The following is a 25,901-nucleotide window of genomic DNA, read 5'->3' as shown; positions in this document are numbered from 1 at the left end:
CCGGTTACGAGGTGCAGCCGATGAGCCGTTGCTCTATCGCAACGCCGGGCATCATTTGCCGTAAACCGGCAATCAATTCGTCGCCCGCCGCATGCAGCGCCGCCAACGGCATTGCCGGCAGGCTCTCCAGGATGAACCACATCCGTTCGGCCTCGGCGCTCAGCCGGGTTCTGACGCCCTGACGCCAGTTCCAGCGGCGGCAGGTCACACCGCGATCGTCGCGCCAGATCACCTCCCCCGCCTCCGGCGATTCATGGATCACCGCGCCCTCCTTGACGGTATCGAACAGCTCGCTGCCTTCCGCGACGATCAGCCGCGGCTCGCCGACATAAGCCGCGATATTCTCGCCCCCCACCGGCACCGCATAACGAATGCTGACGGCGTTGTAGAGGTCGACCACCGGATCGATGCTGGGCATCGTGCCGTCGCGCAGCGCGCGCTTGCGCAAGGCATCGGCGGAACAGGGCGTACGCTTGGGTTTGGCGCCAAACAGCATGAAGACATCGCGCCAGGCCGAGAGATGCGCCTCAGCCCAGGGCGCGTCCTCCTCGCCGAGGGCGCGACAGGCCTGCGCCAACGCCAGCGCCCCTACGTCCGGGTTGGTTATGGGAGCCGCGGCCACGGTAATGCTTAACGCCCGGAAACCGGGCGCCAGCGCAGCGACGGCCGGATCGATTGACGGATCGACTAAAATCATCGAATAATCCTATATTGACCATTTTATTTCATGATATTGACCGATGAGCGAAAAAGTCAACAGACCGACCGAGTTCGGCGCCGACGTGCAAACCGTCAGCGAAGCGGTGTCGCACCGCATCAAACAACAGCGAAAAAGCCAAAAGCTGTCGCAGGACGAACTGTCGCGCCGGGCGGGCGTCAGCAAGGGCATGCTGGTGGAGATCGAGAAAGGCAGCGCCAATCCCAGCATTGCCATCCTGTGCAAGCTCGCGGCGGCGCTGGGCCTGTCGGTGGCGGACATCGTCAACGTGACCCGCGCCCCCGCCGCCTACCTGATTGAAAGCCAAGACATTCCCACGCTGTGGCACGGCGATCGCGGCGGCTCGGCCCGCTTGCTGGCAGGCACCCGCGGCCCAAACATGATAGAACTGTGGCGCTGGGAAATGGCGCCGGGGGAAGCCTATGCATCGAGCGGCCATCCGGCGGGCACCTTCGAACTGCTGCACGTTGAACAAGGCGTCTTGAGCCTTGCCGTCGAACAAACCGAGCTCAGGATTACGCCAGGCTGTTCGGCGGTCGCCAGAACGGACGGCCCGCACCGTTACACCAACGAGGGCGAAGACACGCTGATTTTCACCATGACGGTCGCCGAACTGCACGCCTGAACGGCGGCCCAGACCTTAACGCTTGCACAGGAGAAGAACCCTCATGACAATCCCTGCCCCACGTGAGTGGCGGCGTGCTGACTATCTCGTCAGCACCGAGCCCAGCCTGCTGGATATTGACGCCATTCATGCGTTTCTTACCCGTTCGTCATGGGCGGAGGGCATTGATAAAGAGACCGTTCGCCAGTCCCTCTCCCACAGCCTGTGCTTCGGCTTGTATCACGGCACCAGACAAATCGGTTTCGCCCGGCTGGTCACCGATTACGCCACCTTCGGCTATCTGTGCGACGTTTACGTGCTGGAGGCGCATCAAAAAGGCGGGTTGGGCCTGTGGCTGGCGGAATGCTGCCAGGCCCATCCACTGATGGCGACGCTGCGGCGAATCATGCTGGTCACCAGCACCGCCCCCTGGCTCTATGAAAAAGTGGGGTATAGCGCCATCAACTGCCCCGATTTTGTCTGGCAGATCGCCCGACCGGACATCTACCGACGGTAATTTTTCAGCAAGACCGCCCCAGTTCACACACTTCCCCCGCGACATTGGCAATCGCGGTGGTTAGGGCCCATGCTGGCGACAAATTTTACCTTTTGCCCCTTTCAAGGAGAATCTATGCCCGTTTCAGCCCGTAACCAGTTAGCCGGTACCGTGTCCGCCGTCGCTAAAGGCGCCGTCAATGACGAAGTGGAGATCACCCTGCAGGGCGGTGAAAAACTGGTGGCCATCGTCACGGTACAAAGCCAACAGTCGCTGGGGTTAACCATCGGTAAAGAGGCCGTCGCGCTGATTAAAGCGCCGTGGGTGATCCTGGCGACGGAGGATTGCGGTTTGCGTTTTTCCGCCCGCAACCAGTTTGCCGGGGAAGTGATTGCGGTTGAGCACGGCGCGGTCAACAGCACCGTGCACCTCAAAGCGGATGCCGGTTTTGTGCTGACGTCGGTGATCACCAATGAAAGCCTGCAGGAGATGGCGCTGAAGAACGGTTCGCGCGCCGTCGCCCTGATTAAAGCCTCATCGGTGCTGCTCGCCGTCAAAGCCTGATACCGCCAGGCCCGCACAGGCGGGCCTTTCAAGGCGCTATTTCAGCGCCTGCTCGGCCAGCAGCCCGAGGGCGATGACGATCATCGCCGCGCCGGAGATGCGCCCCACGACCTTCGCGGCCTGCGGGCGCGTGCGCAGCACCGACTGCGAACCGAATCCCACCAGCAGATACACCAGGCCGCAGCTGATCAAATGCACGACGCCCAACGCCAGCATCTGCATCGGCACCGAGCATTCGGCCCGGGCGTCGGTAAACTGCGGCAGCAGCGCCAAAAACAGCAGAAACACCTTGGGATTCAGCCCGCTGACGCACACGCCCTTACCGGCCCAGCGCAGCCAGGAATCGGAACGCTGATCTTCACCGGCGCCGGGCACCGGCGGGTGCAGCAGCATGTTGAAACCGATCCACAACAGATAAGCCGCCCCCAGCAAGGTAAGCGCCGTCAGCGCCAGCGGGTTGCCGACCAGCAGCGCGCCGACGCCCGCCACCACGATCGCAATCATCAGCAGGTGGCCAAACAGCAAGCCGGCGACGGCGGGCACCACTACCCGCCCGCGAATGCCCGCCGAGATCACATAGGCCCAATCCATACCCGGCGTGATCACCAACAAAATCGACACCGCCCAAAAAGCGGCGAACAGCGCGAGCGTCATGCCGGCGCCCTCTCAAACGCGCCGCGCCATTCAGAACAAAGAACCATTGCGCTTTCCTCTTTGGAAGAAGAACGGCCTCCGCCTGCCGCGGCGGCCGTCAAAACCGTTCAATAGATGGCAAGAATATCCTCAAGGCGTTAAAATGTGCTTTCAATTACTTGCCTGAAACCGGCATAAGCGGGGAAATTTTTCCAAATGGATAAGATTGATCGCAAGATTCTTGCTGAACTACAGGCCGACGGGCGTTTGTCGGTGACCGAGCTGGCCGAGCGGATCGGGTTGAGCGTCTCTCCCTGCCACCGCCGGGTGCGGGCGTTAGAGGAGTCCGGGGTGATCAGGGGTTACCGCGCCCAGCTCGATCCCGGCAGCCTGGGCTATAACTTTTCCGCCCTGGTGTTCGTCACCATGCGCGAAGGCGATCGCCGCGCCGTTGAAACCTTCGAAAACGCCATGATGGACATTCCACAGGTGGTGCAGGCGCAGCGGCTGTTCGGCGATCCGGACTATCTGCTGCACGTGATCGCCCGCGATCTGCCCGCTTTCCAACAGCTTTACGACGAGAAACTCTCCGCTCTGCCGGGCGTGCAGCGCCTGAGCTCCACGCTGGTGATGAAAACCGTGGTGCCGGAGCGCTCGTTCCTGCCGCTGGGAAAATGACGACGGGAGCGTTGCCGCTCCCGTTTTGACTTCCTTAAGGCACAATCACGAAATCCGGATTGGCGACGGCAAACAGCGCCTCGCGATCCGCCGCCGGTGGATAAATCCACTGCGTGTTGATCTCCTGCTTCATCTTTTTGCCTTCCTGACGGGTAAAGCGCACCTGGCGCTCCCAGCCTTCGGTATACAGCGCGCCCCAGGGCCCCAGATCCAGGCAGGTCACATACTTCGGCTGGCTGTACGGGTGCGTCGGCAACCCCGCCAGCTCCGCCGCCGCATTGTGGCCGGCCACGCGGCCAAGGCTCATCGCATGCTGGCAGGTCATCAGGTTGTGGTTGCCGAGATCATCGGTCGCCGCCTTCACCGTATCGCCGGTCACGAAAATGCCCGCCGCCGCCGGCGCGCGCAGGAAGGCGTCGCCGATCACCCGGCCGCTACCGTCGCGCTCGCCGGGGATCTGCTCGGTCAGCGGATGCGCCCGCACTCCCGCCGCCAGGATCACCGTGTTGGCGGCGATACGCTCACCGTTCGACAGCATCACCCCCTCAGCGTCGATAGCCGAGACGCGCAGGCCGGCTCGCGCTTCCACGCCGCACTCCGCCAGCGCCTGGCGAATCACCGCCCCCGGTTCCGCGCCCATTCCGGCGCCCACTTCCGGGGCGCTATCGACGATCACCACGCGCACGGTCTCGTCTTTGCCCAGCGCATCCCGCAGCCGCTGCGGCATCTCCGCCGCGCTCTCCAGCCCGGTCAGCCCCGCGCCCACCACCACGGCGGTGTTGCGCGCCGGCGTCGACGGTTTGGCTGCCAGCGCTTTGATATGGGCATCCAAACGCTGCGCGCTTTCCAGCGTATCGACGTTGAAACCGTATTCGGCAAAGCCCGGCACCGCAGGCACGGAAAGCCGACTGCCGGTGGCCCACACCAGGCGGTCGTAGGCCAATTCAAGGGATCCCCCCGTCGCCTGCGCCACCGTGAGCGTCTTGGCGTCGGCATCGATGCGCTCTACCGCCCCGGCCAGGTGGCACACGCCGACGGCGGCGAGCTGCGCGGAAATGTCCGGATTCATGTTTTCCAACACCGCTTCATACAGGCGCGGCCGGATGGTGACCGTTGGCGTCGGCGAAACCATGAGCACCTCGATATCGTCATGCTTACCGGCGAGGGTAATGGCGCGCATGGCGGACACGGCGGCCCAAAAACCGGCAAAACCGGAACCGGCAATCACTATTTTCTGCATCATGGGATGACTCCTTCATAAAGGGTTAACCGGGCGATAAGGCTGCCCGCAGTTTTTTCGGATGAACGATGCCGTTCCGCTCCCGTAACAGGGTGCAGAAAGCCCGCCCGCCCCTTCCGAAGAGGCGGGAAAAAGTCTGTTTGGCTTTAAGGAAAGGCGGTGGTTAGGTTTTGGCCCGCGCCGTTTTGCCGCTGCGCGCGGTGCGTTCCGTCATGCGTTCATCGAGCCAGAGGTTGACCTCACCGAAGAAGCCCTGCGGCGCCTTGCGGCCAAAGCGGGCCGCGACGGCGCCGAGGGTCTGTGCCGCCAGCGCATCGCGCATCGCCTTCTCCGCCTGCAGCATCACCGCGTGGATGGCGCATTTACCGGAGACCGCCCAATCCGGCGGAGAATCGTCGAACACTGCGCAGCGCCCGCGTACCTCCTGGCAATCGAACAGCGGCTTGTGCCCTTCGATGGCGTCGATGATCGCCAGAAAACTGATCTCATCCGCCGGGCGCGCCAGCCGGTAGCCGCCGCGCACCCCTTCGCTGGCGACGACGATCCCCGCCTTTTCCAGCTTGGGGAAAATCTTGGCCAGAAAGCTGGGGGAGATGCCCTGCAGCTCGGCGAGTTCGCGGCTGCTGAGCGCGCGCTGGTTATCGCCGACCAGCCACAGCAGGCAGTGGATGCCATATTCAACGCTGGTTGTGATGTACGCCATATGTCCGTTTTCGACCGTCAATGAACCTTCAATAACGCAGACTATATGAGTCTGCGTTTATCTTGTCAATAAAACACGGATCAACTTTGTCCGTGTTTTATTGACAATGCGCGCCGTCGGCGACGCAGAAAGCGCCCTTCAAAATGAAAAATAAAACTTTTTTGCCCGATCCGCGCCCGGCTAACGTTTCCTTGTCGGCTGCGGCTGACTATGATGTGATGGGTGCCGCCGCTGCAGTTTATGAGCCGCCGCACTTTCGCGCGGATTGCGCCGTGGGAATAAAGAACTCTTGTCTGCTGCTGACGTCTTAGAAATGATTATTTAAGGGAAACGCCTGACTATGACCAACCGGTTGACCAAAACCGCGTTAGCGGTGCTGCTGCTCGGCACGCTGAACGCCACCGCCCTGGCGCCAGCACAGGCGGAAAGCCAGGACCAGTTGCCAGATATGGGCACCTCCGCCGGCGGCACCCTGAGCATCGGACAAGAGCTGGCGATGGGCGATTTCTACGTGCGCCAACTGCGCGCCAGCGCCCCGCTGATCAACGATCCGCTGCTGAGCCAGTACATCAACCAGCTGGGCAACCGGCTGGTGGCCAGCGCTTATTCGGTGCGCACACCGTTCCATTTCTATCTGGTGCGCAACGACGAGATCAACGCCTTCGCCTTCTTCGGCGGCAACGTGGTGCTGCATTCCGCGCTGTTTCGCGTCAGCGACAACGAAAGCCAGCTGGCTTCGGTACTGGCGCACGAAATCTCGCACGTCACCCAGCGCCACCTGGCGCGCGCAATGGAAGATCAGCAGCGCAACGCCCCGCTGACCTGGGTGGGCGCACTCGGCTCCATCCTGCTGGCGATGGCCAACCCGACCATGGGCATGGCGGCGCTGAGCGGCACCCTGGCCGGTACCCAGCAGGGCATGATCAGCTTTACCCAGTCGAACGAACAGGAAGCTGACCGCATCGGCATTCAGGTGCTTCAGCGCGCCGGTTTCGATCCGGAAGCGATGCCCGACTTCCTGCAAAAACTCTCCGATCAGTCGCGCTACGCCTCCAAACCGCCGGAAATGCTGCTGACGCACCCGTTGCCGGACAGCCGCCTCTCCGACGCACGCAACCGCGCCAACCAGATGCCGAAACACATCGTACAGTCTTCGCAGGACTACCTGATGGCCAAAGTGCGCGCACTGGGTATGTACAGCTCGGAAGGCTATGGCCTGAACGAAGAGCTGCTCGGCTCACTCAGCAAGGGCAACGTGCGCGAACAGGCGGCCGCCAAATACGGTCGCGCCATCCTGTTCTATGAAGCGAAAAAATACGACGATGCGCGCAACATCATTCAACCGATGCTGGCGCAGGATGCGAAAAACGTCTGGCTGATCGACCTGATGACCGACATCGATCTCGGCCAAAAACGCGCGCCACAGGCCATCGCCCGCCTGCAGGCGGCCAACGCCGCCCAGAACAACAACCCGGTGCTGCAGCTCAACCTGGCCAATGCCTATGTCGAAGGCAACCAGCCGGCGCAGGCCTCGAAGATCCTGAACCGCTATACCTTTGCCCATCCGGACGATCCGAACGGCTGGGATCTGCTGGCGCAGGCCAGCGCCGCCCAGGGGCTGCGCGATGAAGAGCTGTCGGCCCGCGCCGAAAGCCTGGCGCTGACCGGCCGGCTCGATCAGGCCATCGGCCTGCTCAGCAATGCCAGCTCGCTGCAGAAACTCGGCAGCCTGAAACAGGCGCGCTACGATGCGCGCATCGACCAGCTGCGCCAACTGCAACAGCGCTTCCGCCAATACCAGCGCAGCTGATTCAACAAGGAATGAACGCCATGAAAAACGTCACGATTTACCACAATCCGCGCTGCTCCAAGAGCCGCGAAACCCTGGCGCTGCTGGAGCAGCACGGTGTCGATCCCAAGGTGGTGCTGTATCTTGAAACGCCCCCGTCGGCCGATGAGCTGAAAAAGCTGTTGAAAGAATTAGGCTTCACATCCGCGCGCGATCTGATGCGCAAAAAAGAAGATCTGTACAAGGAATTGAAGCTGGCGGACGACAGCCTGAGCGAAGAACAGCTGCTGGCAGCGATGACGGCGAACCCGAAACTGATCGAACGCCCGATCGTGGTGAAAGGCAGCAAGGCGCGTATCGGCCGGCCGCCGGAGCAGGTGCTGGAGATTTTGTAAATTCGAATTCGGGCGCGCACTGTCGCGCCCTTTCTTTTGCGGTCGCCGCTACAGCCCCAGGATCTCTTTAACGAACGGGATGGTCAGCTTGCGCTGGGCGGTGATCGAGGCGCGATCGAGCTGATCGAGGGTCATAAACAGCGTGCGCATCTCGCGATCCAGCCGTTTCAACAGGAAGCGGCCCACGTCTTCCGGCAGCTCGAAGCCGCGCAGTTTGCCGCGCAGCTGCAGCGCCAGCAGTTTTTCTTCGTCCGACAGCGGCTGCAGCTTGTAGATCTGCCCCCAGTCCAGGCGCGAAGCCAGATCCGGTAAGCGCAGGTTCAGCTGACGCGGCGGGCGATCCCCGGTGATGAACAAACGGGTGCGGCCGGTTTCCAGGATGCGGTTGTAGAGGTTGAAGATCGCCATCTCCCACTCTTCGTCGCCGGCGATGCATTCGATATTGTCGATGCAAACCAGCGCCAGCTGCTCCATGCCGTCCAACACTTCAGGCACGAAGTAAGCGCGTTTGTCGAGCGGCACATAGCCCACCGCTTCCCCCTTCTGCGAAAGCTCGGCGCAGGCCGCATGAAGCAGATGGCTGCGCCCGCCGCCTTCACGCGACCAAAAATAGATATAGCTGCCATGTTCCTGACGGACGGCGGATTGGATCGCGGCTAATAGGGATGGGTTCTCGCCCGGATAAAAACTGGCGAAAGTTTCATCATCGGGAAGATAAAGTGGCAGTGAAAGCTGTGCCGGCGTATTCAGAGAAGCACCTCAACCAAAACTGGCAGAAAAACGCAGGCAGTTTAACACAGAAAACGGGCGCTGTTGAACCGGCAGGATCTTATGCCGCAATAGTGAGCAATGCCTTAGCGCCGTTTAATCGATTGCGGCTCCCTCACCGGCAAGAATAATCTGATATCAAACCCTAACTCCATGCCTAAGCAGGTTAAATTTGTAATTTAAGTAAAACATGACCTAGTATAGGTAGGCAAAACGCAATCACCATCAACAAGGTTTCTGCAAGGATATAGACGATGAAAGTATGGAATAAAGTGCTGTTAGCCTCCTTTATCGGGTTGTTGGTTGCCGGCTGTGATGACTCTTCCAAGGTTGACGCCAACCTGGATAAAGCCAAAGACAGCGCCGAGCAGATGAAAGACGCCGCCCAGAAAAAAGCGGACGATCTGACGGACAAAGCGAAAGCGACGGCAGATGAAATCAAAAAAGAGGCCGCCACGCAGGCAGACCAGCTGAAGGACAAAGCCTCGGCGATTAAAGATGAAGCCGCCAAGCAGGCCGACGCCATCACCAACGACGCCAAGGCCAAGGCCGCCGCGATCAAGGATGACGCCGGCAAACAAAGCCAGCAGCTGGTGGATCAGGCCAAGGCCATCAAAAACGACGCCATCAACGGCGCTAACGATCTGACCGAGCAGGCCAAGGCGAAGACCGAAGCCATCAAGAACAGCGCCGAAAACAAAACGCAAGAGTTGAAACAAGAGACCGATGCGGCGGTGAACGGCAATACGCAGCCGGCCACCCAGCAGTAAGCCATTCTCAGCCACAAAAGAAAGGAGCAGTAAATGGGGATTATTTCCTGGATTATCTTCGGCCTGATCGCCGGTATTTTGGCTAAGTGGATCATGCCCGGCAAAGACGGCGGCGGCTTTATCCTGACCGTTGTGCTGGGGATCATCGGCGCCGTGGTCGGCGGCTATATCAGCACCTTCTTCGGCTACGGCAAGGTTGACGGCTTCAACTTCGGCAGCTTCGTGGTAGCGGTTATCGGCGCCATCGTGGTGCTGTTCGTGTACCGCAAAATTCGCAGCTAAGCCGCACACCCCAAGTCAAAAGGGCAGCCCCTGGGCTGCCCTTTTCGTTACTTCTGCTCCGCCGGTTCGTCCGGCGCGTCAAGCACCTCTTCTTCCTTGCGGAACAGGCTGATGACCTTGAACAGCAGGCTCAGGCCAATGCCGACGATGGTCGCCAGCGCCATGCCTTTCAGCTCCGCCGCGCCGATATGCACCTTGGCGCCGCTCACGCCGATGATCAGGATCACCGAGGTCAGAATCAGGTTTTGCGCCTTGTTGTAATCCACTTTGGACTCGATCAGCACGCGAATGCCCGAGGCGCCGATCACGCCGTACAGCAGCAGGGAAACGCCGCCCATCACCGGCACCGGCACCGCCTGGATCGCCGCCGCCAGCTTGCCGATGCAGGACAGCAGGATAGCCAGCACCGCCGCGCCGCCGATCACCCAGGTGCTGTAGACCTTGGTGATGGCCATCACGCCGATGTTCTCGCCGTAGGTGGTGTTCGGCGTGGAACCGAAGAAGCCGGAGAACACCGTCGAAATGCCGTTGGCGAACATCGAACGGTGCAGCCCCGGATCGCGGATCAGGTCTTTTTTCACGATGTTGGCGGTCACCACCAAGTGGCCGACGTGCTCGGCGATCACCACCAGCGCCGCCGGCAGAATGGTGAAGATGGCGAACCACTCAAAGCGCGGGGTGTAGAAGGTCGGCAGCGCAAACCAGTGCGCCTCGCGGATCGGGGTCAAATCCACCACGCCCATGAAGAACGACAGCGCATAGCCCACCAGCACGCCGATCAGGATCGGGATAATCGCCAGGAAGCCGCGGAACAACACCGAGCCGAGCACCGTGACCGCCAGCGTCACCAGCGAAATGGTGATGGTGGTCGAGTCGGCGCTGGTGCCTTCCGCCGGCAGCAGCCCCGCCATGTTGGCCGCCACGCCAGCCAGCTCCAGCCCGATGACGGCGACGATCGCTCCCATCGCCGCCGGCGGGAACATCACGTCCAGCCAGCCGGTGCCGGCCTTTTTCACGATCAGCGCCACCAGGCAGAACAGCACGCCGCACATGATGAAACCGCCCAACGCCACTTCATAACCGAGCGGCAACAGCAGCAGCACCGGCGAGATAAACGCGAAGCTGGAACCGAGGTAGGCCGGGATCTTGCCTTTACAGATGAACAGATACAGCAGCGTGCCGATGCCGTTGAACAACAGCACGGTCGCCGGGTTGATCTTGAACAGGATAGGCACCAGCACGGTGGCGCCGAACATGGCGAACAGGTGCTGGAAGCTGAGCGGAATGGTCTGGAGCAGCGGCGGGCGCTCGCTGACGCCGATGGCGCGACGGGTCATGTGTGCTTTTCCTCTGAGTCATTAATCGTTATGCAAGCTGAATTGTCTATGCTCAATGGATTTCAAGTTACAGCCAGGCGGCCAGGGCAATAATCCCCAGGAGCTTATATCAAATAAGTGACTGAGGTTACTGCCTGCAGCCAACAACGCTGTAGCTTGAAAGACGAAGAGCATAAAAAAGCCGACTCGTTAAGTCGGCTCAAATGTTTACTTAGTACCAAATATCTTGTCGCCCGCATCGCCCAGGCCAGGCACGATATAGCCCTTGTCGTTCAGGCACTGATCGATGGAGGCGGTGTACAGCTCAACGTCCGGATGCGCTTTCTCCAGCGCGGCGATGCCTTCCGGCGCCGCCACCAGGACCAGCACCTTGATGCTGTGGCAGCCGGCTTTCTTCAGCAGATCGATAGTGGCGATCATCGAACCGCCGGTGGCCAGCATCGGGTCGACGACCAGCGCCATGCGCTCTTCGATGTTGGAAACCAGCTTCTGGAAGTACGGCACCGGCTCCAGGGTTTCTTCGTCGCGGTAAACGCCCACCACGCTGATGCGCGCGCTCGGCACGTGCTCCAGCACCCCTTCCATCATGCCCAGGCCTGCGCGCAGGATAGGCACCACGGTAATCTTTTTCCCTTTGATCTGTTCCACTTCAACTGGCCCGCACCAGCCTTCGATGGTGACTTTTTCCGTCTCCAGATCGGCGGTCGCTTCATAGGTCAGTAAACTACCCACTTCTGAGGCCAGCTCACGGAAGCGTTTGGTGCTGATGTCATTTTCGCGCATCAGGCCAAGCTTGTGTTTTACCAGCGGGTGTTTCACCTCAACGATCTTCATCATTTTTCTCCTATTAAGGTGGTTGCGGCCAAAAAAATCGCGGGATTATACCTCCTTTTTTTCGCTGCGCCACCCACAATAGCCCGATCGGGATCAACAAAAGTTTGAATATCAGTATAGATGACGAAAAAGCGGAGCCGGTTCACAAGCCGCTCGCAAACGTTTGCCTGCGCTGTTAGAATTGCCGCGCCTTATTCCGGAATCAACATCGGAAGCACAGTTTTCAAACCGCAAACCGTCGTGGGGAATCGCGCAGTGACCGACAAAACCTCTCTCAGCTATAAAGACGCAGGTGTCGATATCGATGCAGGCAACGCATTGGTAGATCGCATCAAAGGTGTAGTTAAACAGACCCGTCGCCCGGAAGTGATGGGCGGTCTGGGCGGGTTTGGCGCCCTGTGTGCGTTGCCGCAGAAATACCGCGAGCCGGTGCTGGTTTCCGGTACCGACGGCGTGGGCACCAAGCTGCGTCTGGCGATGGATCTGAAACGCCACGACACCATCGGCATCGATCTGGTGGCGATGTGCGTCAACGATCTGGTGGTTCAGGGCGCCGAGCCGCTGTTCTTCCTCGACTACTACGCGACCGGCAAGCTGGATGTGGACACCGCGGCCAGCGTGATCACCGGCATCGCCGAAGGCTGCAAACAGTCCGGCTGTGCGCTGGTGGGCGGCGAAACCGCTGAAATGCCGGGCATGTACCACGGCGAAGATTACGACGTGGCCGGTTTCTGCGTCGGCGTGGTCGAAAAATCCGAGATCATCGACGGCAGTAAAGTGCAGTCCGGCGACGCGCTGATCGCCCTGGGCGCTTCCGGCCCGCACTCCAACGGCTACTCGCTGGTGCGCAAAATCCTGGAAGTGAGCAACACCGATCCGACCGCCACCCAGCTGGAAGGCAAACCGCTGGCCGACCACCTGCTGGCGCCGACCAAGATTTACGTGAAGTCCGTGCTGGAGCTGATCGAGAAGGCGGACGTCCACGCCATCGCTCACCTCACCGGCGGCGGCTTCTGGGAAAACATTCCGCGCGTGCTGCCGGAAGGCATGCAGGCGGTGATCGACGAAGCCAGCTGGCAGTGGCCGGCGGTGTTCACCTGGCTGCAGCAGGCCGGCAACGTCAGCCGTCATGAAATGTACCGCACCTTCAACTGCGGCGTAGGCATGGTCATCGCCCTGCCGGAAGCCGAAGTGGAAACGGCCATCGCGCTGCTGACCGCGGCAGGTGAAAAAGCGTGGAAAATCGGTAAACTGACCGCCTCTTCCGACGAACAACAAGTGGTCATCAACTGATGAAAAAGATCGTGGTGTTGGTCTCCGGCCAGGGGAGCAATCTCCAGGCGCTGATTGACGCCTGCCAGCAGGGCCGCATCGCCGCCGAGATCGTGGCGGTATTCAGCAACAAGGCGCAGGCTTACGGCCTGCAACGTGCAGAGGCGGCGGGCATCGCCGCCCAGGCGCTGGATGCCAAGGCTTACGCCGATCGCGCGGCGTTCGACGCCGCGTTGGCGGACGCCATCGACCAGTACCAGCCCGATCTGGTGGTGCTGGCCGGCTACATGCGTATCCTCAGCCCGCAGTTCGTGCAGCGCTATGCCGGCCGCCTGCTGAACATCCACCCTTCCCTGCTGCCGAAATACCCGGGGCTGCATACCCACCGTCAGGCCATCGACAACGGCGACAGCGAACACGGCACCTCGGTGCACTTCGTGACCGAACAGCTCGACGGCGGCCCGGTGATTTTGCAGGCCAAGGTGCCGATTTTCGCTGACGACGAGGAAGATGACGTGGTTGAACGGGTGCAAACCCAGGAACACACGATCTATCCACTGGTGGTGAGCTGGTTCGTCGACGGCCGCCTGGCAATGCGCGACGGCGCCGCCTGGCTGGACGGCGAACGCCTGCCTGAGCAGGGCCACGCCGCCGACTGAGGCGCGCAGCCTGAACCTTGCCTAAACGGCGCCCACGCGGCGCCGTTTTTTTTCGCCTTCATCCATTCTGTGAAGTTATACTTTGCACAATTTCACGGCACAGAGGAGCCCACATGTCCAGCACTGCCAGCGTCAGGTTACGCCCATTGGAAAGGGACGATCTGTCGTTCGTCCACCAGATGGACAACAACGCCAGCGTTATGCGCTATTGGTTTGAAGAACCCTACGAAGCCTTTGTCGAACTTTCCGATCTCTACGACAAACACATCCACGATCAGAGCGAGCGCCGCTTTATCATCGAGCACGAAGGCGCCAAGGTCGGCCTGGTGGAACTGGTGGAGATCGATCACATCCACCGCCGCGCAGAATTCCAGATCATCATCGATCCCGCCCACCAGGGCAAAGGCTACGCCAGCACCGCCGCCCGCCTGGCGATGGACTACGGCTTCTCGGTGCTGAACCTGTACAAGCTGTACCTGATCGTCGACAAGGAGAACCCGAAGGCGATCCACATCTACAGCAAGCTGGGCTTCAACGTGGAAGGCGAGCTGATTGACGAGTTCTTCGTCAACGGCGAATACCGCACCGTGCTGCGCATGTGCATCTTCCAGCCGCAATATCTGGCGAAGTTCAAAACGCCCAATGATAAGCCGCTGGTGAAGTGACGGCTAGCGAGAAAAAGAGAAAACCCGCGCTGGCGGGTTTTTTATTGGCGAATAACCGGCTAGTATTCGGTGATGCCATTTTTACCGGAAAATGAGCTGATAAAAAAGCCAAGAGCGTATTTAACCGGAATAGTGGATGAAACAGTAACGCACCGCAATAACAAGAACCTTTCCTCTGAATTTCTACGAAGGAGTAACGTAAATGGCTAAAGTTTCAAACCTGCTGCTTTTTATCGGCCTGGCGATGCTCGCCATCGCCGCCGGTCTAAATACCTATAGCGGCTACGCGCCTGCAGATCCCAATAGCACCCCGCGGTTTTCCCCGCTCTGGTGGACGCGCTGGTTCCCGCTCTATGCCTCGGGGGCCGCGCTGCTGTTGGTGGGGGTGGTGTTGCGGGTTTCGGGGCGGGGACGTTAAAAAAAAGAAACGGCTGCGAAGAGCCGTTTCTGTGTGCGGATCAGGTCCAATCTTCGTAGCCGCTGTCATGGATCCAGACGATGCCGCCGGGGCATTCCTCTGTCAGAAACCAGAATCCGTCGAAGGCATCGGCATCCATTTCCTCCTGATTTTTGGGGAAAACATGTTTAAATAGCGATATTTGCTCACTAGTGCTGCCTCGAAGATACTTACCATGAGAAGCCAACCTAATTTTCCCATCTTCAAGTAGCATCTGTAATAGTTGAAAGAAAAATGATTTTCTTTGACTAAAACTTGGTTCCTCGCCATAACACTCTGGTAGAGTCACATGCCAGATAGCATTCATCGAATGACCTTCTAAGGCATTCTTGTATTCGAGAAATTCCTCAGCTGTAATTTTCATATGAGTTACCTAAATTTAATTTCAATAGGTTTTTTAACTTTTCCCTGTAGATTATTGAGTTGTTCATTTTTTATAATTTCAATCGTCCATCGAGCCTTTGTGCTATCCTCACTTTTGGAAAAATCTCTAAGATTGATAACCATTCCATCTTTTTTTGCAAAGTAAACCATGCCTTTTGGGGTTTTTATCTCTTCTAATGGCATCGTTCCAGCCAGCGATTGGGCATAGTCGATGATTTCTTGTTTTGACAATTTTTCAGTCGCAAAAACCTTGGTCGTCCCGGATTTGTTGCTTCCACCTTCGCCCAGAACCTGCTCAAACTGCTGACCAAACACGTTCAGCTTACTTTCGTTCTGTTTCGGGTCAAACACCTTGACCAACTGGTTAGTGTTAACCTTCTGCATGTCCCGTAGATAATCTGCCGTTTTAGTCGACAAATTCGCCCCGGCTGCCGTTTCCCCTTTGATAAAATCGGCAACCGGCTGAGTGTTGAACGTTTTTGTTTTGTATAATTCATCGGAAGCGTTCACCAGCTGTCGGCTCAACTTCCTCACGCTGTCTTCGGTTTTCCCCAGAATCAATGTGCTGCCGGTGGTTACGGCGCCAGTACCAATAATCGCCTCTGGTGCCACAATATCTGCCGCATAAATACCGGCCTGGTTCAGGCAAAGCGCGGGGTTGGTTTTACAGCCGGCAATTGCCAATCGTGCAGCCAGAACCAATTCTGGCGCAGCTCCCACCAGCGTCATTCCCCCCGCAGCAAGTACCAGACCGCCGCCACCTACGGTCGCCACTATTGCGGCAGCTTCTCGGCGAGCCACAACACGTTTTGCCGCAGCAACATCACCTTTATCAGCGGCCAAAATGTCTTTCTGATTATCCAGCGCATACTGCATCAACATATGTTCGGTCATGTTGTAGCGATAAACCGACTGCGCACTGTCCGCAGCACTGTAGGCGCCTTCCGGCGTATGCGTTGTCAACGCCCCGGTCAAAGCCCCGATCACTCGTGCCGTTTGCTCTTTTACTTCATTGCCGTTTAGCGCTTCCTGCAAACGGTAGAGCTGGCGTTCCTTTTCGTTGAGATTGGCCGGTTCGAACAGCGTGCTCTGCATCACGACGCCGGCCAGCTCCGCTGCCAGCGCCCCGGCAGCAGCCCCTTTACCGTCGCCGCGCCCGATTTCCGCAGCGATACCTGCCACAACCGCATGGCTGACTGACTTCCCGGCCGCACCCAGAACGTCGCCGTTATCCCCGATCAGATTGGCGCCCTCGGCCTGAACCTGGCTGCCGATGTTCGCCAGCAGCGCATTGGTCAGGTTGTCTTTGAAACTGCCACCATTGATGGCGGTATTCAGGCTGGAGCTTATGACCGATTGCCCGGCCACCCGCTGCGCCACCTTGCTCCAGTCACCGTTACTCAGCTGCGGCAGCTTGACGTTGTTCGGGTTGAGCGGTTTGCCCGCCGCATCCTATCGGCGTTTATATGGAATACAACATCAAGAGAAAACGGCTCCGGAGAGCCGTTCGTATGGGCATTATATTTCCGTCAATCGTGGCCTATAGTGGTACTTTTTACCTTGGCGAGCATTTGCATGAGCAAAGCGTGCTTAATCTCAAACTGTTGAGAACGGTGAGGTTACTCAGGCTTATCAAGCAATCCAAGCAACTCCATATCATAAAGCAAGTTCCTTTTCTCATCATCAGAGATGTCTTCAATGAGAATATTCAGAGGGGTTTCGCTTATAATCAAAGTGATAGCATCACGAGTGATATTCTCTGCTTTCTTCGGCCCTCTACCGGCCCTTAAAATTAGAGTAAATACCTCGAACATTAGCTTTTCTATCGGCGAAAAAGGAGTATTTTCGCATTGATAGATTGCATATCCAATTTCTAAGCCATCATAAGATGTTCTTTCACCGGTCTTCTTATTAATGTCAAGTATGTTTCTACAGCAATCATAGAAGCACTCCAGTGTCATTTTCCGTATTTCACCGTAAGTCATACGTTCATCGTCCATTACTTCAACCTCCCAGGAATTAACATTACATTGTTGTTGTCAAGGACTTCCACTTTGATTCCGGGGTATTTCTTCTGAAATTGATCCACAACACCCAAGCAGCTCTCACAGGCAGCACGTTCAGTGAAAATAGTGACTTTACCTTTGATAGACACATTGCTACCTAACTTATCAGCCAGATTGTCAAGAATTTTGTACTCCGAGTCTGTATTCCGAGGTATTGGTTCACCCTTTACATTGTTGACGGTTTTAAATTTAAAATTGCCGCTACCTTTCCCTATAAAGCTTTTTTCTGCTACGTCGACACGACTGTGTGCCGCAAGTGTCTTGGGCATACCCGGAACATCGATTTGTGCAACTGCGGCATTCCCCATCCTCCTGATATTTTGAGAAAACGGCGCCCTGGCATCCAATACCTGCTGCCTGAACGCAGCCGCCTGCTGAACGGTCTTCTCATTGACCAGATACCCTTTCCAGGCGCTGGTTGGCCCTACCAGTTTGGATGACAGGTATTGGTTGCCGACGTTCGCTTTACCCATACCGGCAAATGTGCTGGCAATAGAGACCGCCATCACCGAGGCATTCACCCAGTCCGGCGACCAACCGGTCAACTTGCTGATTTGTTCTATCTGCTGGTTGCGTGCAAACAGCTGGCCGTCGGTTATCTGGTCGCCCAAATCATACGTGAATAACTTTTCGCTGTCATAGCCGGCAAACGCCGGATAGTTGCCGAAACGCTGGCGCTCTTTTTGTACCCAGTAGTTGGCAATGAGGCCGTCTTCATCCCGCGTTGACGGGTACTTATTCATCAGGGCTTCAAACTGCTTGCGTTCGTCTGAGTTCAACGCCTCTTGCGTGGTGCAAGCTACTTTTCGGCATGAAGCCGCCATCAGACGCGCTTCTTTTTCCTTGTCGCCCTTAGCCAACTCTTTAATCGCGTTGAGTTCTTCCTGGTGCAGCTGTCGATTGAAACGCTCGACAAACTCACCCGCATTTGCACCGCTGGTGGCGCCTGCGGCTTTGGCGGTTACGATAGCCCCTGCAAAGGCGCCCGCTACGCGGCTGATTTGAGCCTGACGCTCTTGCCAACCTTCACTTCTGACCAAATTATCATTGATGATCACCCCGGCCAGCTCCGCCGCCAGCGCCCCGGCCGCCGCACCCTTGGCATTGCCTTTGCCGATTTCTGCGGCCACGCCTGCCAGAACGGCATGGCTTACGGCCCGGCCCGGCACATCGAGAACCTGACCGTTATCCCCAATCAGATTGGCGCCCTCGGCCTGAACCTGGCTGCCGATGTTCGCCAGCAGCGCATTGGTCAGGTTGTCTTTGAAACTGCCACCATTGATGGCGGTATTCAGGCTGGAGCTTATGACCGATTGCCCAGCCACCCGCTGCGCCACCTTGCTCCAGTCACCGTTGCTCAGCTGCGGCAGCTTGACGTTGTTCGGGTTGAGCGGTTTGCCCGCCGCGTCCTTGCTCCAACCCATCGCGCTGTCGAAGCCGTTGAGCGCGCCGCCGATCGCCATCGCCGTGGCGGTCGCCTTGACGTTTTCATTGCTGCCCAGCGCCTGCAGAGTTTTTGACAGGTTGCCCTGGTTCTCCACCAGCGCCACCGCCGCCTGGGAGGCCAGCGAAGACATCCCGGCCGTGACTGCGCCGCTGGTTACCGCCCCGCCGCCCACGGCGCCGGAAACGCTGGAGGCTGCCGTGGCCGCCAGTGAACTGCCAGCGGTCACCGCCGCTGCTGCGATGGCGATCACCGCCGCCACCGCCGGGTTCAGGTGCTGGCTTTTGTAATCCCAGCTGTCGTAGGCGTCTTTGACCTTGCTCCACTGCACGTCGTTGCGCTTGTTCAGACCTTTGATCCAGGTGGTGCCCGGCGTATTGCCCAGGGCGTCGATGGCGCTTTGCAACGCCTGGCCGTTTTTCACCTTCACATCGGCGCTGACGCCCTTGGCGGCCTCTACGGTCAAGGCGCCACCGGTATGAATGCTCGGCAGCACCCACTTATTGTCTTCGTACCCTTTATTGGCCTGCTTGATAAAGAAGCCTTTCGAATTGCTGACGGTCTGTTCGAAAGAGGTGTTTTTCACCGCGCGGAAGTTAACCTGGCCATGCGTGCTGGTCAGGCGTGCGTTTTGCCCGGCGGCGATTTTGCTGGCTTCATAGGTGCTGTCGTCGCGGCTCATTAGCGTGATATTGCCGGCGGCGGTAAACTCGGTGACCTTGTTGGTCACGTCGTGGCGAGTCTGCTTAACCTCGGTTTTCTTGCCCCACCATTTGCGCTTGGTTTCCTTTTTCTCGTAGTGGCTGGACTCCTCCATCGCCTGAGCGTAGAGATAACCACCCTTGGCGGCGATATCCATATTGCCGGCGCGCATGGCTTCAGCCTGGTTGTGGGCGTCGACCTGAGCTTTTTGTTTGGCTTCGTCAATGCCTTTGCTTTGGGCTTCCTGGCGCAGGGCGGCAAGACTGCGCTCCGTTTCACCTTTTTCGCGCTGAGACTGTTCGATACGCTGCTGCGCCTGAGCAACGTCATTTTGAGCTAAGCTCGCCGAGCCACGCTCTCTGCTAACATCGCTTTCTTTCGCGTCAGCCTCTTGCTTGGCTGCCTGGAACTGATTGTACAACTGCATGGCATGTTGGTAACGAACACTGCTAGTATCGCTCATCGCTCCGGTTTTCAACATGCGCATATGTTCATCGTACAACCGCTGTTGACCCTGTCGTAGTCTGTTGACCTCTTCCTGCTGTTGATTTGCGATAGCGTTATGGCTTGCAACGCGTTGTTCTGCCGCTGTTTTATCTTGTGAGGCCTGCTGTATGCGTTGCTGCGCCGCATTTACTGCCTGCTCTGCCGCCGCAATACGACTGCCCCAGTCCGTCACCGCTACCGGCGGTTTCCAGTTCGCTCCCAACCCTTTAACCACCAGCTTGGTCGCCTGGAACAGAATGCTGCCGCCGGAAATCACCGTCATCAGGCCACCGGCATTCAGCTCGGTACCTTGCTGGGTACGGGTTTCGGTGAACTCGTTGCCGCCCTCGCGGTAGGTGTGGTTTTGCACCGCCTCGAAGCGCATATCGCCGCCGGAGGTCAGCGCCATGTTGGCGCCGGAAGTCAGCTTGGCGCCGTAAGTCAGCAGTTGGTTGTTCGCCGACGCGGTCAGGTTTTTCCCGGCGCTGAGGGTAGTGACCACATGGCGATCGTCTTTATTGTTGTCATTGGCGGCATCGATAGCGGAATAGGCGACATTCGATAACCATAGATTCTGCCCGGCCAGCAGCGTGATATTGCCGTTGGCGGACAGCGTGCCGCCCTGGGTGCCGATGTCGCGGGCCGAGTTAATCAGTAAATTGCCGCCGGCGTGCACCCGGCTACCCAGCTCAGGCGTGCGGGACACAGGGAAAAGCGCATTGAATCGGCCGTCAAGTTCACGGTAGTTAAGATCGGCGTTATGGGCGGCTAACAGCGTAACGTCCTTGTCCGCATTAATCTTGGCGCCGCGTAGCGCCAGATAGCCACCGCTATTGAGCAGCACCGAACCCGTTGCCCTCATTTGGCCACTGGCCAACAGCTGGTTGAAATATTCTTGCCGCTTAGCCGGAGAAACCGGCCCCCCCAATAGCGGCCCCTCCAACAACGCGCTGTTTTTGACGATTGCAATGCTGCCGTTAGCCGTCATGGCGATATTTCGGCTTTGTGGCGCCAACAGCGTATTCAGCAACGTAATGGTGCTGCCAGCCGTGAGAGACAAATCGCGTGAAGCCTCAAGGCTGCCCAACCAGCGAGAACCGTCAGGGCGGAAGTAGTGAGGTTTCTCACTGGAATGTATTTTTATCTCACCGTTTTTGGCGTTTAACGTGACGTCCTGCCCTTTCAGCTCACTTTGCCATGCGTCGATAGCGTTGGCTGCCGTCAGAGACAGCTCTTTTCCGGCGGCCAAAATGCCTTGCCCAAGAACAATTCGATCTTCGGCAATCGCGGTGATATTGCCGTCGGCACGAATCGCATCAGTGCCGACGATGTTTTTGGCATGCAGCAGAACATTCCGCGCCTTAAGCGACTCAGGTCTGCCGGAGGTGACCACTTCATTCAGCTGATTTTCATGAGGCGTCGGCGTACTGATTTCTATCTTATTTTTAAAATCCGCAGTGAGATTATTGCCGGCGGTAATCGATGATTGTTGCTGCCCCTTTGCTTGCCAGACAACAAGCTCCTGCTGCTTGGTATAAGGGGCTTTTTCCGTAACATACAGCAGATCCCAATCTCCGGGAGGCGCATCTTCGTCACGGGCAAACTCCCCAACGCCAAACGTGTTCGTTCCCAGGCGCCAGTACCGATCTTTCTGACCGAGTTGAATGCTCTTTACGGTAAAATCATTCCCCGTCAGGATCAGATCTTTGGCCACGCTGATATTCGACTGATCGTTCCATAGCGTTGTCGCGTTGATATAAGCGTTGTTGCCTGAATTTATCACTCCCGGCGCCTGTGATTTCACCAGGAGATACTCGTCTTTCCCCACATTAACCTTGTCGCCTTTCGACAGGTTAATTTCGCCAAACCAACTGCCGATGCCAAAGTCCTTCAGTTCAGGTTCCAACAGCACAATAGCGTCAACACCTTGCCGCGAGTCGTAATAACTTCCCACCAAGGATTTATTGAACGCTTTGGAGTTACCGGGAGTACTTTTCCAAACGGCTTGAACCTCTTGCCTCACATTGTTCAAACTCTCCGTGCGTATCACCAAATCGCCACTGTTGGTCAGGATTTTCGCCGAACGGTTCTCGACGGATTTAGCCTTGTTGCCCTGCGCATCCTTTTGGATCCACATATTTTTATTGGCGTGCAACTTGGCGTTTTCCCCGGCGTTGCGGATATGGTCGCCAAAGATACGCATATCGCCGCTGGTGCTGGTTTGCCCGTCATTCACCAGCGTCGTCGTCGCCAACGTGGCGTTGCCGTCCGCCTGCACGACAGCCCCCCGCGTAATGTGCATCCCCTTGGCGCTGACATTGAGGTCCCCCTTGCTGTGCGTAGTGCCGTTAAGCACCAGGTTACCGTTCACGCTCAGCGTAATATCCCGCTGCTTGCTGGTGAGGTCTTTCAGGTTCACCCCTACTCCATCCTCATTGGCCACCAGGCGGATTTTGTTGGCGTACATGCCACCCAGCGCCTTGGTATCCACCGCCAGCACAGGTTTTGCGCCTTCACCGGCGATCGGTTTAATGCTTCCATCCTTGAAGCTGATGCGGTTGGCGCCCTGGGTCAGCGATAGATTTTGCGCATTGATTTTGCCGTTCAGCTCGGTGGCACGGCTGATGATATCGACGTAGTCGGCGCCGCTGCCGTCCAGCCCTTTACCGCCGATGGTGACACCGCCTTTTTTCACCTCCAGCGCTTCCAGCGCGCCCTGCTTGTCGAACTGCGGTTTGCCGGTGGTTAACGTCACGCCCGGCGCATTGATAAAGCCGCAGCCGTCGCAGGTGATGCCATTCGGGTTGGCGATCATCACGTTGGCCTTGTTGCCGAATACCTCGAGCTTGCCCTGCAGCTCGGAACGACTGCCGCCGATCACCTCATTGATGATCAACTCCGCCGGTTTTCCCTTCAGGTAGGTGTTGCCCTGCGCGCTGTAGATCTCCACGCCCAGCTGCGTTTTGCCGCCGTGCGTGGCGTTATTCAACACGGCGCCCTGTGGCCCAACGTTGAAATCTTTATAGGTGTTGTGCGAGATGCCCGCACCGTTCGGCGTGGCGATATTCACCACCGGCACGTCGCCCGGCTTGATAACCACCTGCGTATTGCCGTTGGCGGCGGTAATGCCGGCGGCGAACGCCGGGTGCAACGGCTGGAAAGCCGTCAGGTAGATCAGCAAATAGCTGGCGCCCCGCGCCAGCGGAGGGTTGAGCTTATCCATATTCATTCCTTCGAAAGGATGTTGTTTTGAACGCCGAGGGCGTTCCTGCTGTGTGCTGGCGTTATAACGTGACGGTGGCTTGCCAGTAGGCCACCCAACGATCCGGTTGCAGGCTGTCTGGGTGCGTCAACGGTTTACCGACGGTGATCGCCTGATTGAACCAGCGGCCGCTTAGCGTGGCGCCCAGCGCCGCACCAACGACGCTGCCGCCGTCTATCTGCCCGGCGCGCCCCTGCAACCAGCCGGCGTCTAACGCGCCGGTCAAAGAAAGCTCCCCCAACCCCGGCAACGTCCACCATTGCCAGTTGAGTTCATTGCGCCAGTAGGCGCCGCGATTGTCGGTCAGGTACTGCTCTTTAAAGCCACGCACCGAGTATTGCCCACCGATGGAAATGCGCTCGCCGGCATACAGGTTGTCTGCGCTGGTTTGTCCGTAGGCCGAGGTCAAGTAGTAGAGAGAGGGTGCGAGCGGATAGAAATAGCTGGCGCTGAGACCAAGCTTGCGGAACTCGCTGCGCGGCGCCCCGTTGCGCTCCGGATCGTCGGCGGTAGCGCCCAGCATGCGTAACCCGCGGCTTACCGTCGGGTTCAGCGTCATATAGCCGCCGCCCGCGACCGCACTGTAATTGAGGCCCAGGCTGGCGATGCTGAGCGTCGGGCTGCTGACGCCCAACCGTTCCCCCGCCAGCTTATTTTCCGTGGTGCGCCGCGCCAGCCCGATATCAACGGCCAGCTTGCGTTTGCCATCCCGCAGCAACGTGCGGTTGGCGCCCAAACGCTGGGTCTGGTTATTGCCCTGATAGCGGTAAGCGGCACCGCTGAACGGCACCTGCTGGAAAAAATCGTTCCAGGCGTACTGGTAGCTGAACAGCCAATAGCCATAGGGTAAGGTGACGCTGCCGTTCAGGCTGCGGCTGCGATGATGCGGGCTGAAGTCGTTATTGCGCGCTGCGGAAAGCGACCATTGATCGGCGAGACGCAGCGGATTATCCAGCGAGAAGGCGGCGTTCATCTGCCCGGTGCCGGTGCTTTTCTGGCCGCTGTTATCGGCGCCGAAAGAGAAAGAGACCGGTACGCGCGTGGCACCGCGCAGCAAAACCACTTTGGAAAAGCCGGGTTGCTCGCCAGGTTGAATATCGATAGTCACCTGTTGCGACGGCAGGCGGTTGAGCTGCTCCATGCCCTGCTCAATATCGCGCAGATTCAATACGTCACCAACCAGGCCGGGAAACGCCATCTTCAACGCCGGCGTCAGCTCACCGTTTTGCGTAATGGACTCGATTCGCCCTTCGCTAACGCTGACGGTCAATACGCCGCGGGAGATATCCTGCTCCTGCAGCCAGGCCTGCGAAGTGACATAGCCGCGTTGCAGATAAGCATTGGTGGTTTCGTGCACCAGACGGTTGATGTGCTCCAGCGTCAGGCAGCGCCCCTGATACGGGCGGGCCAGGCTTTCTTTTACCGACCAGGAAAGATGTTCGGCGCCCTGAAAAACGATCTGTCGCACCGGTTGGCAAACCGCCCCTGCGGCGGCCGGCTCAGGCAGCGGTAACGCCGGCAGTTCAACGCTATTTTGCAGCGCCTCGCGTTGCTGCTGCGCCTGTTCCAGCAACGTTTTCTGCTGTTGGGTAATGCTGTCGCGGTCAGCAGGGCTGGTGATTTCCGCACACCACGCCGAGCTGCAAAACGCTAATAATAGCGACCATGCGCCAAGCCTCCATGTACACATTTAAACACATCCATTTGCACTTATTTACACAGATTGGCGAATTATAAACAATTCGCTGGCTCCGTCCATGCAAATGAGAATTATTTTTATTAATGTAACCAGTGAAAAGACGTGCCTGGCGTGTTAGCGAGAATAATCGGAGGAAACACAAAGACGGGAAAAGGGGCGCCGTATGCAACGCCCCCAGAACTCAACCATACCGCCCGGTAATATAATCTTCGGTGCGGCGCTGGCGCGGCGAGGTGAAGATGGCGTCGGTGTCGTTGTACTCCACCAGCCGCCCCTGATGGATAAAGGCGGTGTAGTCGGAGACGCGCGCCGCCTGCTGCATGTTGTGCGTCACCAGCACCACGCTGTAACGCTGTTTCAGCGCGGAAATCAGCTCTTCGATAGTCAGCGTGGAGATCGGATCCAGCGCCGAGGTCGGCTCGTCGAGCAGCAATACCTCCGGCTCGATGGCGATGGCGCGCGCGATCACCAGGCGCTGCTGCTGGCCGCTGGACAAGCGGAACGCATTTTCGCGCAGCCGGTCCTTCACCTCATGCCACAGCGCGGCGGCGCGCAGCGAACGCTCCACCGCCTCATCCAGCAAGCGCCGGTCGCGCACGCCCTGCAGCCGCAGGCCGTACACCACGTTTTCATAGATCGATTTCGGGAACGGGTTCGGCCGCTGGAACACCATGCCCACCCGCCGCCGCAGCGCCGCCACGTCGATCTGTGCGCCGGAGATCGCCGCGCCGTTCAGCTGCAGCTCGCCCTCGATGCGGCAGTTGTCCACCAGATCGTTCATGCGGTTGAAACAGCGCAGCAGCGTCGATTTACCGCAGCCCGAGGGACCGATCAGGGCCGTCACCCGGTGTTTCGGGATACGCAGCGAAATATCGTGCAGCACCTGTTTGTCGCCATAAAACAGGTTCAGGCCGTTGACCGCCAGCGCGGTCTGTTCATCGTCGAGATGCTGGACATCCAGCCGGGGCAAACTGCCTGGCGTCATCAAACCCAT

Annotated in this window: 24 protein-coding genes and 1 pseudogene; 12 read left to right on the top strand and 13 right to left on the bottom strand. The window is 58.3% G+C overall.

Annotated features, from left to right (window positions below; genetic code table 11):
- Positions 1 to 4 precede the first annotated feature (4 nt).
- Complete coding sequence (locus GF111_RS19510; RefSeq protein ID WP_055312261.1) at positions 5 to 697, bottom strand: B3/4 domain-containing protein; 693 nt, start codon at positions 695 to 697, stop codon at positions 5 to 7.
- 43 nt (positions 698 to 740) lie between these two features.
- Here GF111_RS19510 and GF111_RS19505 point away from each other — a divergent pair, with 43 nt between their 5' ends.
- From GF111_RS19505 to GF111_RS19495, 3 genes are all read left to right on the top strand, one after another.
- Positions 741 to 1,343, top strand: a complete 603-nt coding sequence (locus tag GF111_RS19505; protein ID WP_055312260.1) for a helix-turn-helix transcriptional regulator — start codon at positions 741 to 743, stop codon at positions 1,341 to 1,343.
- A 43-nt stretch (positions 1,344 to 1,386) separates the two neighbouring features.
- The gene (locus tag GF111_RS19500) at positions 1,387 to 1,839 is read left to right on the top strand and encodes a GNAT family N-acetyltransferase (RefSeq protein WP_047730116.1); all 453 of its coding nucleotides are present in this window, start codon (positions 1,387 to 1,389) and stop codon (positions 1,837 to 1,839) included.
- Between the two features lie 114 nt (positions 1,840 to 1,953).
- Positions 1,954 to 2,382 (top strand): molybdopterin-binding protein, encoded by a 429-nt coding sequence (locus tag GF111_RS19495; protein ID WP_047730115.1) that lies wholly within the window; start codon positions 1,954 to 1,956, stop codon positions 2,380 to 2,382.
- A gap of 36 nt (positions 2,383 to 2,418) precedes the next feature.
- Here GF111_RS19495 and GF111_RS19490 read toward each other — a convergent pair whose 3' ends face one another.
- On the bottom strand, positions 2,419 to 3,036 hold the full coding sequence (locus tag GF111_RS19490) for a LysE family translocator (RefSeq protein ID WP_147190845.1): 618 nt from the start codon (positions 3,034 to 3,036) through the stop codon (positions 2,419 to 2,421).
- Between the two features lie 195 nt (positions 3,037 to 3,231).
- Between GF111_RS19490 and GF111_RS19485 the strand changes: the two genes are divergently transcribed.
- The gene (locus GF111_RS19485; RefSeq protein ID WP_033635506.1) at positions 3,232 to 3,693 is read left to right on the top strand and encodes an Lrp/AsnC family transcriptional regulator; all 462 of its coding nucleotides are present in this window, start codon (positions 3,232 to 3,234) and stop codon (positions 3,691 to 3,693) included.
- Positions 3,694 to 3,727: 34 nt separating this feature from the next.
- Here the strand turns inward: GF111_RS19485 and GF111_RS19480 are convergent, their stop codons facing one another.
- Both GF111_RS19480 and GF111_RS19475 read right to left on the bottom strand, forming a co-directional pair.
- Positions 3,728 to 4,936: an NAD(P)/FAD-dependent oxidoreductase gene (locus GF111_RS19480; RefSeq protein ID WP_038873695.1), complete on the bottom strand. Its 1,209-nt coding sequence runs from the start codon at positions 4,934 to 4,936 to the stop codon at positions 3,728 to 3,730.
- A 160-nt stretch (positions 4,937 to 5,096) separates the two neighbouring features.
- Positions 5,097 to 5,636: an Rrf2 family transcriptional regulator gene (locus GF111_RS19475; RefSeq protein ID WP_038873797.1), complete on the bottom strand. Its 540-nt coding sequence runs from the start codon at positions 5,634 to 5,636 to the stop codon at positions 5,097 to 5,099.
- 340 nt (positions 5,637 to 5,976) lie between these two features.
- Here GF111_RS19475 and GF111_RS19470 point away from each other — a divergent pair, with 340 nt between their 5' ends.
- Positions 5,977 to 7,446, top strand: a complete 1,470-nt coding sequence (locus GF111_RS19470; RefSeq protein ID WP_038873698.1) for a M48 family metallopeptidase — start codon at positions 5,977 to 5,979, stop codon at positions 7,444 to 7,446.
- 20 nt (positions 7,447 to 7,466) lie between these two features.
- Positions 7,467 to 7,820 (top strand): arsenate reductase (glutaredoxin), encoded by a 354-nt coding sequence (gene arsC, locus GF111_RS19465; protein WP_033648817.1) that lies wholly within the window; start codon positions 7,467 to 7,469, stop codon positions 7,818 to 7,820.
- 48 nt (positions 7,821 to 7,868) lie between these two features.
- Here the strand turns inward: arsC and hda are convergent, their stop codons facing one another.
- Positions 7,869 to 8,570: a DnaA inactivator Hda gene (hda, locus tag GF111_RS19460; RefSeq protein WP_025159568.1), complete on the bottom strand. Its 702-nt coding sequence runs from the start codon at positions 8,568 to 8,570 to the stop codon at positions 7,869 to 7,871.
- A 272-nt stretch (positions 8,571 to 8,842) separates the two neighbouring features.
- Between hda and GF111_RS19455 the strand changes: the two genes are divergently transcribed.
- Both GF111_RS19455 and GF111_RS19450 read left to right on the top strand, forming a co-directional pair.
- A complete protein-coding gene (locus GF111_RS19455; RefSeq protein WP_047730113.1) occupies positions 8,843 to 9,358 on the top strand; it encodes a hypothetical protein in 516 nt (171 codons plus the stop codon).
- A gap of 33 nt (positions 9,359 to 9,391) precedes the next feature.
- Positions 9,392 to 9,640 carry a GlsB/YeaQ/YmgE family stress response membrane protein gene (locus GF111_RS19450; RefSeq protein WP_016926728.1) on the top strand — a complete coding sequence of 83 codons (249 nt, stop codon included), beginning with the start codon at positions 9,392 to 9,394 and terminating at the stop codon, positions 9,638 to 9,640.
- Positions 9,641 to 9,687: 47 nt separating this feature from the next.
- On the opposite strand, the gene uraA is transcribed toward GF111_RS19450, so the two are convergent.
- Both uraA and upp read right to left on the bottom strand, forming a co-directional pair.
- Positions 9,688 to 10,977, bottom strand: coding sequence for a uracil permease (uraA, locus tag GF111_RS19445; RefSeq protein WP_021504398.1), 1,290 nt, complete (start codon positions 10,975 to 10,977; stop codon positions 9,688 to 9,690).
- A 207-nt stretch (positions 10,978 to 11,184) separates the two neighbouring features.
- Positions 11,185 to 11,811 (bottom strand): uracil phosphoribosyltransferase, encoded by a 627-nt coding sequence (gene upp, locus GF111_RS19440; RefSeq protein ID WP_038873707.1) that lies wholly within the window; start codon positions 11,809 to 11,811, stop codon positions 11,185 to 11,187.
- 255 nt (positions 11,812 to 12,066) lie between these two features.
- Between upp and purM the strand changes: the two genes are divergently transcribed.
- The 4 genes from purM to GF111_RS19420 all read left to right on the top strand — a co-directional run bounded on the left by purM (position 12,067) and on the right by GF111_RS19420 (position 14,825).
- On the top strand, positions 12,067 to 13,104 hold the full coding sequence (gene purM, locus GF111_RS19435) for a phosphoribosylformylglycinamidine cyclo-ligase (protein ID WP_033632401.1): 1,038 nt from the start codon (positions 12,067 to 12,069) through the stop codon (positions 13,102 to 13,104).
- Positions 13,104 to 13,742 carry a phosphoribosylglycinamide formyltransferase gene (gene purN / locus GF111_RS19430; RefSeq protein ID WP_038873710.1) on the top strand — a complete coding sequence of 213 codons (639 nt, stop codon included), beginning with the start codon at positions 13,104 to 13,106 and terminating at the stop codon, positions 13,740 to 13,742. The genes purM and purN overlap by 1 nt, the downstream gene beginning before the upstream one ends.
- Positions 13,743 to 13,855: 113 nt before the next feature.
- The gene (speG, locus tag GF111_RS19425) at positions 13,856 to 14,407 is read left to right on the top strand and encodes a spermidine N1-acetyltransferase (RefSeq protein WP_004941631.1); all 552 of its coding nucleotides are present in this window, start codon (positions 13,856 to 13,858) and stop codon (positions 14,405 to 14,407) included.
- A gap of 202 nt (positions 14,408 to 14,609) precedes the next feature.
- Positions 14,610 to 14,825, top strand: coding sequence for a hypothetical protein (locus tag GF111_RS19420; RefSeq protein ID WP_047730112.1), 216 nt, complete (start codon positions 14,610 to 14,612; stop codon positions 14,823 to 14,825).
- A 40-nt stretch (positions 14,826 to 14,865) separates the two neighbouring features.
- Here GF111_RS19420 and GF111_RS19415 read toward each other — a convergent pair whose 3' ends face one another.
- From GF111_RS19415 to pstB, 6 genes and pseudogenes are all read right to left on the bottom strand, one after another.
- The gene (locus GF111_RS19415) at positions 14,866 to 15,228 is read right to left on the bottom strand and encodes a DUF596 domain-containing protein (RefSeq protein ID WP_047730111.1); all 363 of its coding nucleotides are present in this window, start codon (positions 15,226 to 15,228) and stop codon (positions 14,866 to 14,868) included.
- Positions 15,229 to 15,233: 5 nt separating this feature from the next.
- A pseudogene (locus GF111_RS19410) lies at positions 15,234 to 16,700 on the bottom strand (DUF637 domain-containing protein); the annotation flags it as partial.
- Between the two features lie 167 nt (positions 16,701 to 16,867).
- The gene (locus GF111_RS19405) at positions 16,868 to 17,248 is read right to left on the bottom strand and encodes a hypothetical protein (RefSeq protein WP_047730110.1); all 381 of its coding nucleotides are present in this window, start codon (positions 17,246 to 17,248) and stop codon (positions 16,868 to 16,870) included.
- Positions 17,248 to 23,169, bottom strand: a complete 5,922-nt coding sequence (locus tag GF111_RS19400; protein WP_147190673.1) for a DUF637 domain-containing protein — start codon at positions 23,167 to 23,169, stop codon at positions 17,248 to 17,250. The genes GF111_RS19405 and GF111_RS19400 overlap by 1 nt, the downstream gene beginning before the upstream one ends.
- A 61-nt stretch (positions 23,170 to 23,230) precedes the next feature.
- Positions 23,231 to 24,898, bottom strand: a complete 1,668-nt coding sequence (locus tag GF111_RS19395) for a ShlB/FhaC/HecB family hemolysin secretion/activation protein (protein WP_147190676.1) — start codon at positions 24,896 to 24,898, stop codon at positions 23,231 to 23,233.
- Between the two features lie 190 nt (positions 24,899 to 25,088).
- Positions 25,089 to 25,901: a phosphate ABC transporter ATP-binding protein PstB gene (pstB, locus tag GF111_RS19390; protein ID WP_004941613.1), complete on the bottom strand. Its 813-nt coding sequence runs from the start codon at positions 25,899 to 25,901 to the stop codon at positions 25,089 to 25,091.

Source organism: Serratia sp. HRI, assembly GCF_010119335.3.
Classification (GTDB): Bacteria; Pseudomonadota; Gammaproteobacteria; order Enterobacterales; family Enterobacteriaceae; genus Serratia; species Serratia nevei.
Note: the sequence above shows the minus strand (reverse complement) of the source record. Positions and strands in the feature narration are given on the sequence as shown.

What these genes read in the sequence shown, in the direction of transcription:
- GF111_RS19510 (WP_055312261.1), bottom strand. Translation starts at nt 697, where the DNA reads ATGATTTTAGTCGATCCGTCAATCGATCCGGCCGTCGCTGCGCTGGCG.
- GF111_RS19505 (WP_055312260.1), top strand. Translation starts at nt 741, where the DNA reads ATGAGCGAAAAAGTCAACAGACCGACCGAGTTCGGCGCCGACGTGCAA.
- GF111_RS19500 (WP_047730116.1), top strand. Translation starts at nt 1,387, where the DNA reads ATGACAATCCCTGCCCCACGTGAGTGGCGGCGTGCTGACTATCTCGTC.
- GF111_RS19495 (WP_047730115.1), top strand. Translation starts at nt 1,954, where the DNA reads ATGCCCGTTTCAGCCCGTAACCAGTTAGCCGGTACCGTGTCCGCCGTC.
- GF111_RS19490 (WP_147190845.1), bottom strand. Translation starts at nt 3,036, where the DNA reads ATGACGCTCGCGCTGTTCGCCGCTTTTTGGGCGGTGTCGATTTTGTTG.
- GF111_RS19485 (WP_033635506.1), top strand. Translation starts at nt 3,232, where the DNA reads ATGGATAAGATTGATCGCAAGATTCTTGCTGAACTACAGGCCGACGGG.
- GF111_RS19480 (WP_038873695.1), bottom strand. Translation starts at nt 4,936, where the DNA reads ATGATGCAGAAAATAGTGATTGCCGGTTCCGGTTTTGCCGGTTTTTGG.
- GF111_RS19475 (WP_038873797.1), bottom strand. Translation starts at nt 5,636, where the DNA reads ATGGCGTACATCACAACCAGCGTTGAATATGGCATCCACTGCCTGCTG.
- GF111_RS19470 (WP_038873698.1), top strand. Translation starts at nt 5,977, where the DNA reads ATGACCAACCGGTTGACCAAAACCGCGTTAGCGGTGCTGCTGCTCGGC.
- arsC (WP_033648817.1), top strand. Translation starts at nt 7,467, where the DNA reads ATGAAAAACGTCACGATTTACCACAATCCGCGCTGCTCCAAGAGCCGC.
- GF111_RS19455 (WP_047730113.1), top strand. Translation starts at nt 8,843, where the DNA reads ATGAAAGTATGGAATAAAGTGCTGTTAGCCTCCTTTATCGGGTTGTTG.
- GF111_RS19450 (WP_016926728.1), top strand. Translation starts at nt 9,392, where the DNA reads ATGGGGATTATTTCCTGGATTATCTTCGGCCTGATCGCCGGTATTTTG.
- uraA (WP_021504398.1), bottom strand. Translation starts at nt 10,977, where the DNA reads ATGACCCGTCGCGCCATCGGCGTCAGCGAGCGCCCGCCGCTGCTCCAG.
- upp (WP_038873707.1), bottom strand. Translation starts at nt 11,811, where the DNA reads ATGAAGATCGTTGAGGTGAAACACCCGCTGGTAAAACACAAGCTTGGC.
- purN (WP_038873710.1), top strand. Translation starts at nt 13,104, where the DNA reads ATGAAAAAGATCGTGGTGTTGGTCTCCGGCCAGGGGAGCAATCTCCAG.
- speG (WP_004941631.1), top strand. Translation starts at nt 13,856, where the DNA reads ATGTCCAGCACTGCCAGCGTCAGGTTACGCCCATTGGAAAGGGACGAT.
- GF111_RS19420 (WP_047730112.1), top strand. Translation starts at nt 14,610, where the DNA reads ATGGCTAAAGTTTCAAACCTGCTGCTTTTTATCGGCCTGGCGATGCTC.
- GF111_RS19415 (WP_047730111.1), bottom strand. Translation starts at nt 15,228, where the DNA reads ATGAAAATTACAGCTGAGGAATTTCTCGAATACAAGAATGCCTTAGAA.
- GF111_RS19405 (WP_047730110.1), bottom strand. Translation starts at nt 17,248, where the DNA reads ATGGACGATGAACGTATGACTTACGGTGAAATACGGAAAATGACACTG.
- GF111_RS19400 (WP_147190673.1), bottom strand. Translation starts at nt 23,169, where the DNA reads ATGGATAAGCTCAACCCTCCGCTGGCGCGGGGCGCCAGCTATTTGCTG.
- GF111_RS19395 (WP_147190676.1), bottom strand. Translation starts at nt 24,898, where the DNA reads ATGTGTACATGGAGGCTTGGCGCATGGTCGCTATTATTAGCGTTTTGC.
- pstB (WP_004941613.1), bottom strand. Translation starts at nt 25,901, where the DNA reads ATGGGTTTGATGACGCCAGGCAGTTTGCCCCGGCTGGATGTCCAGCAT.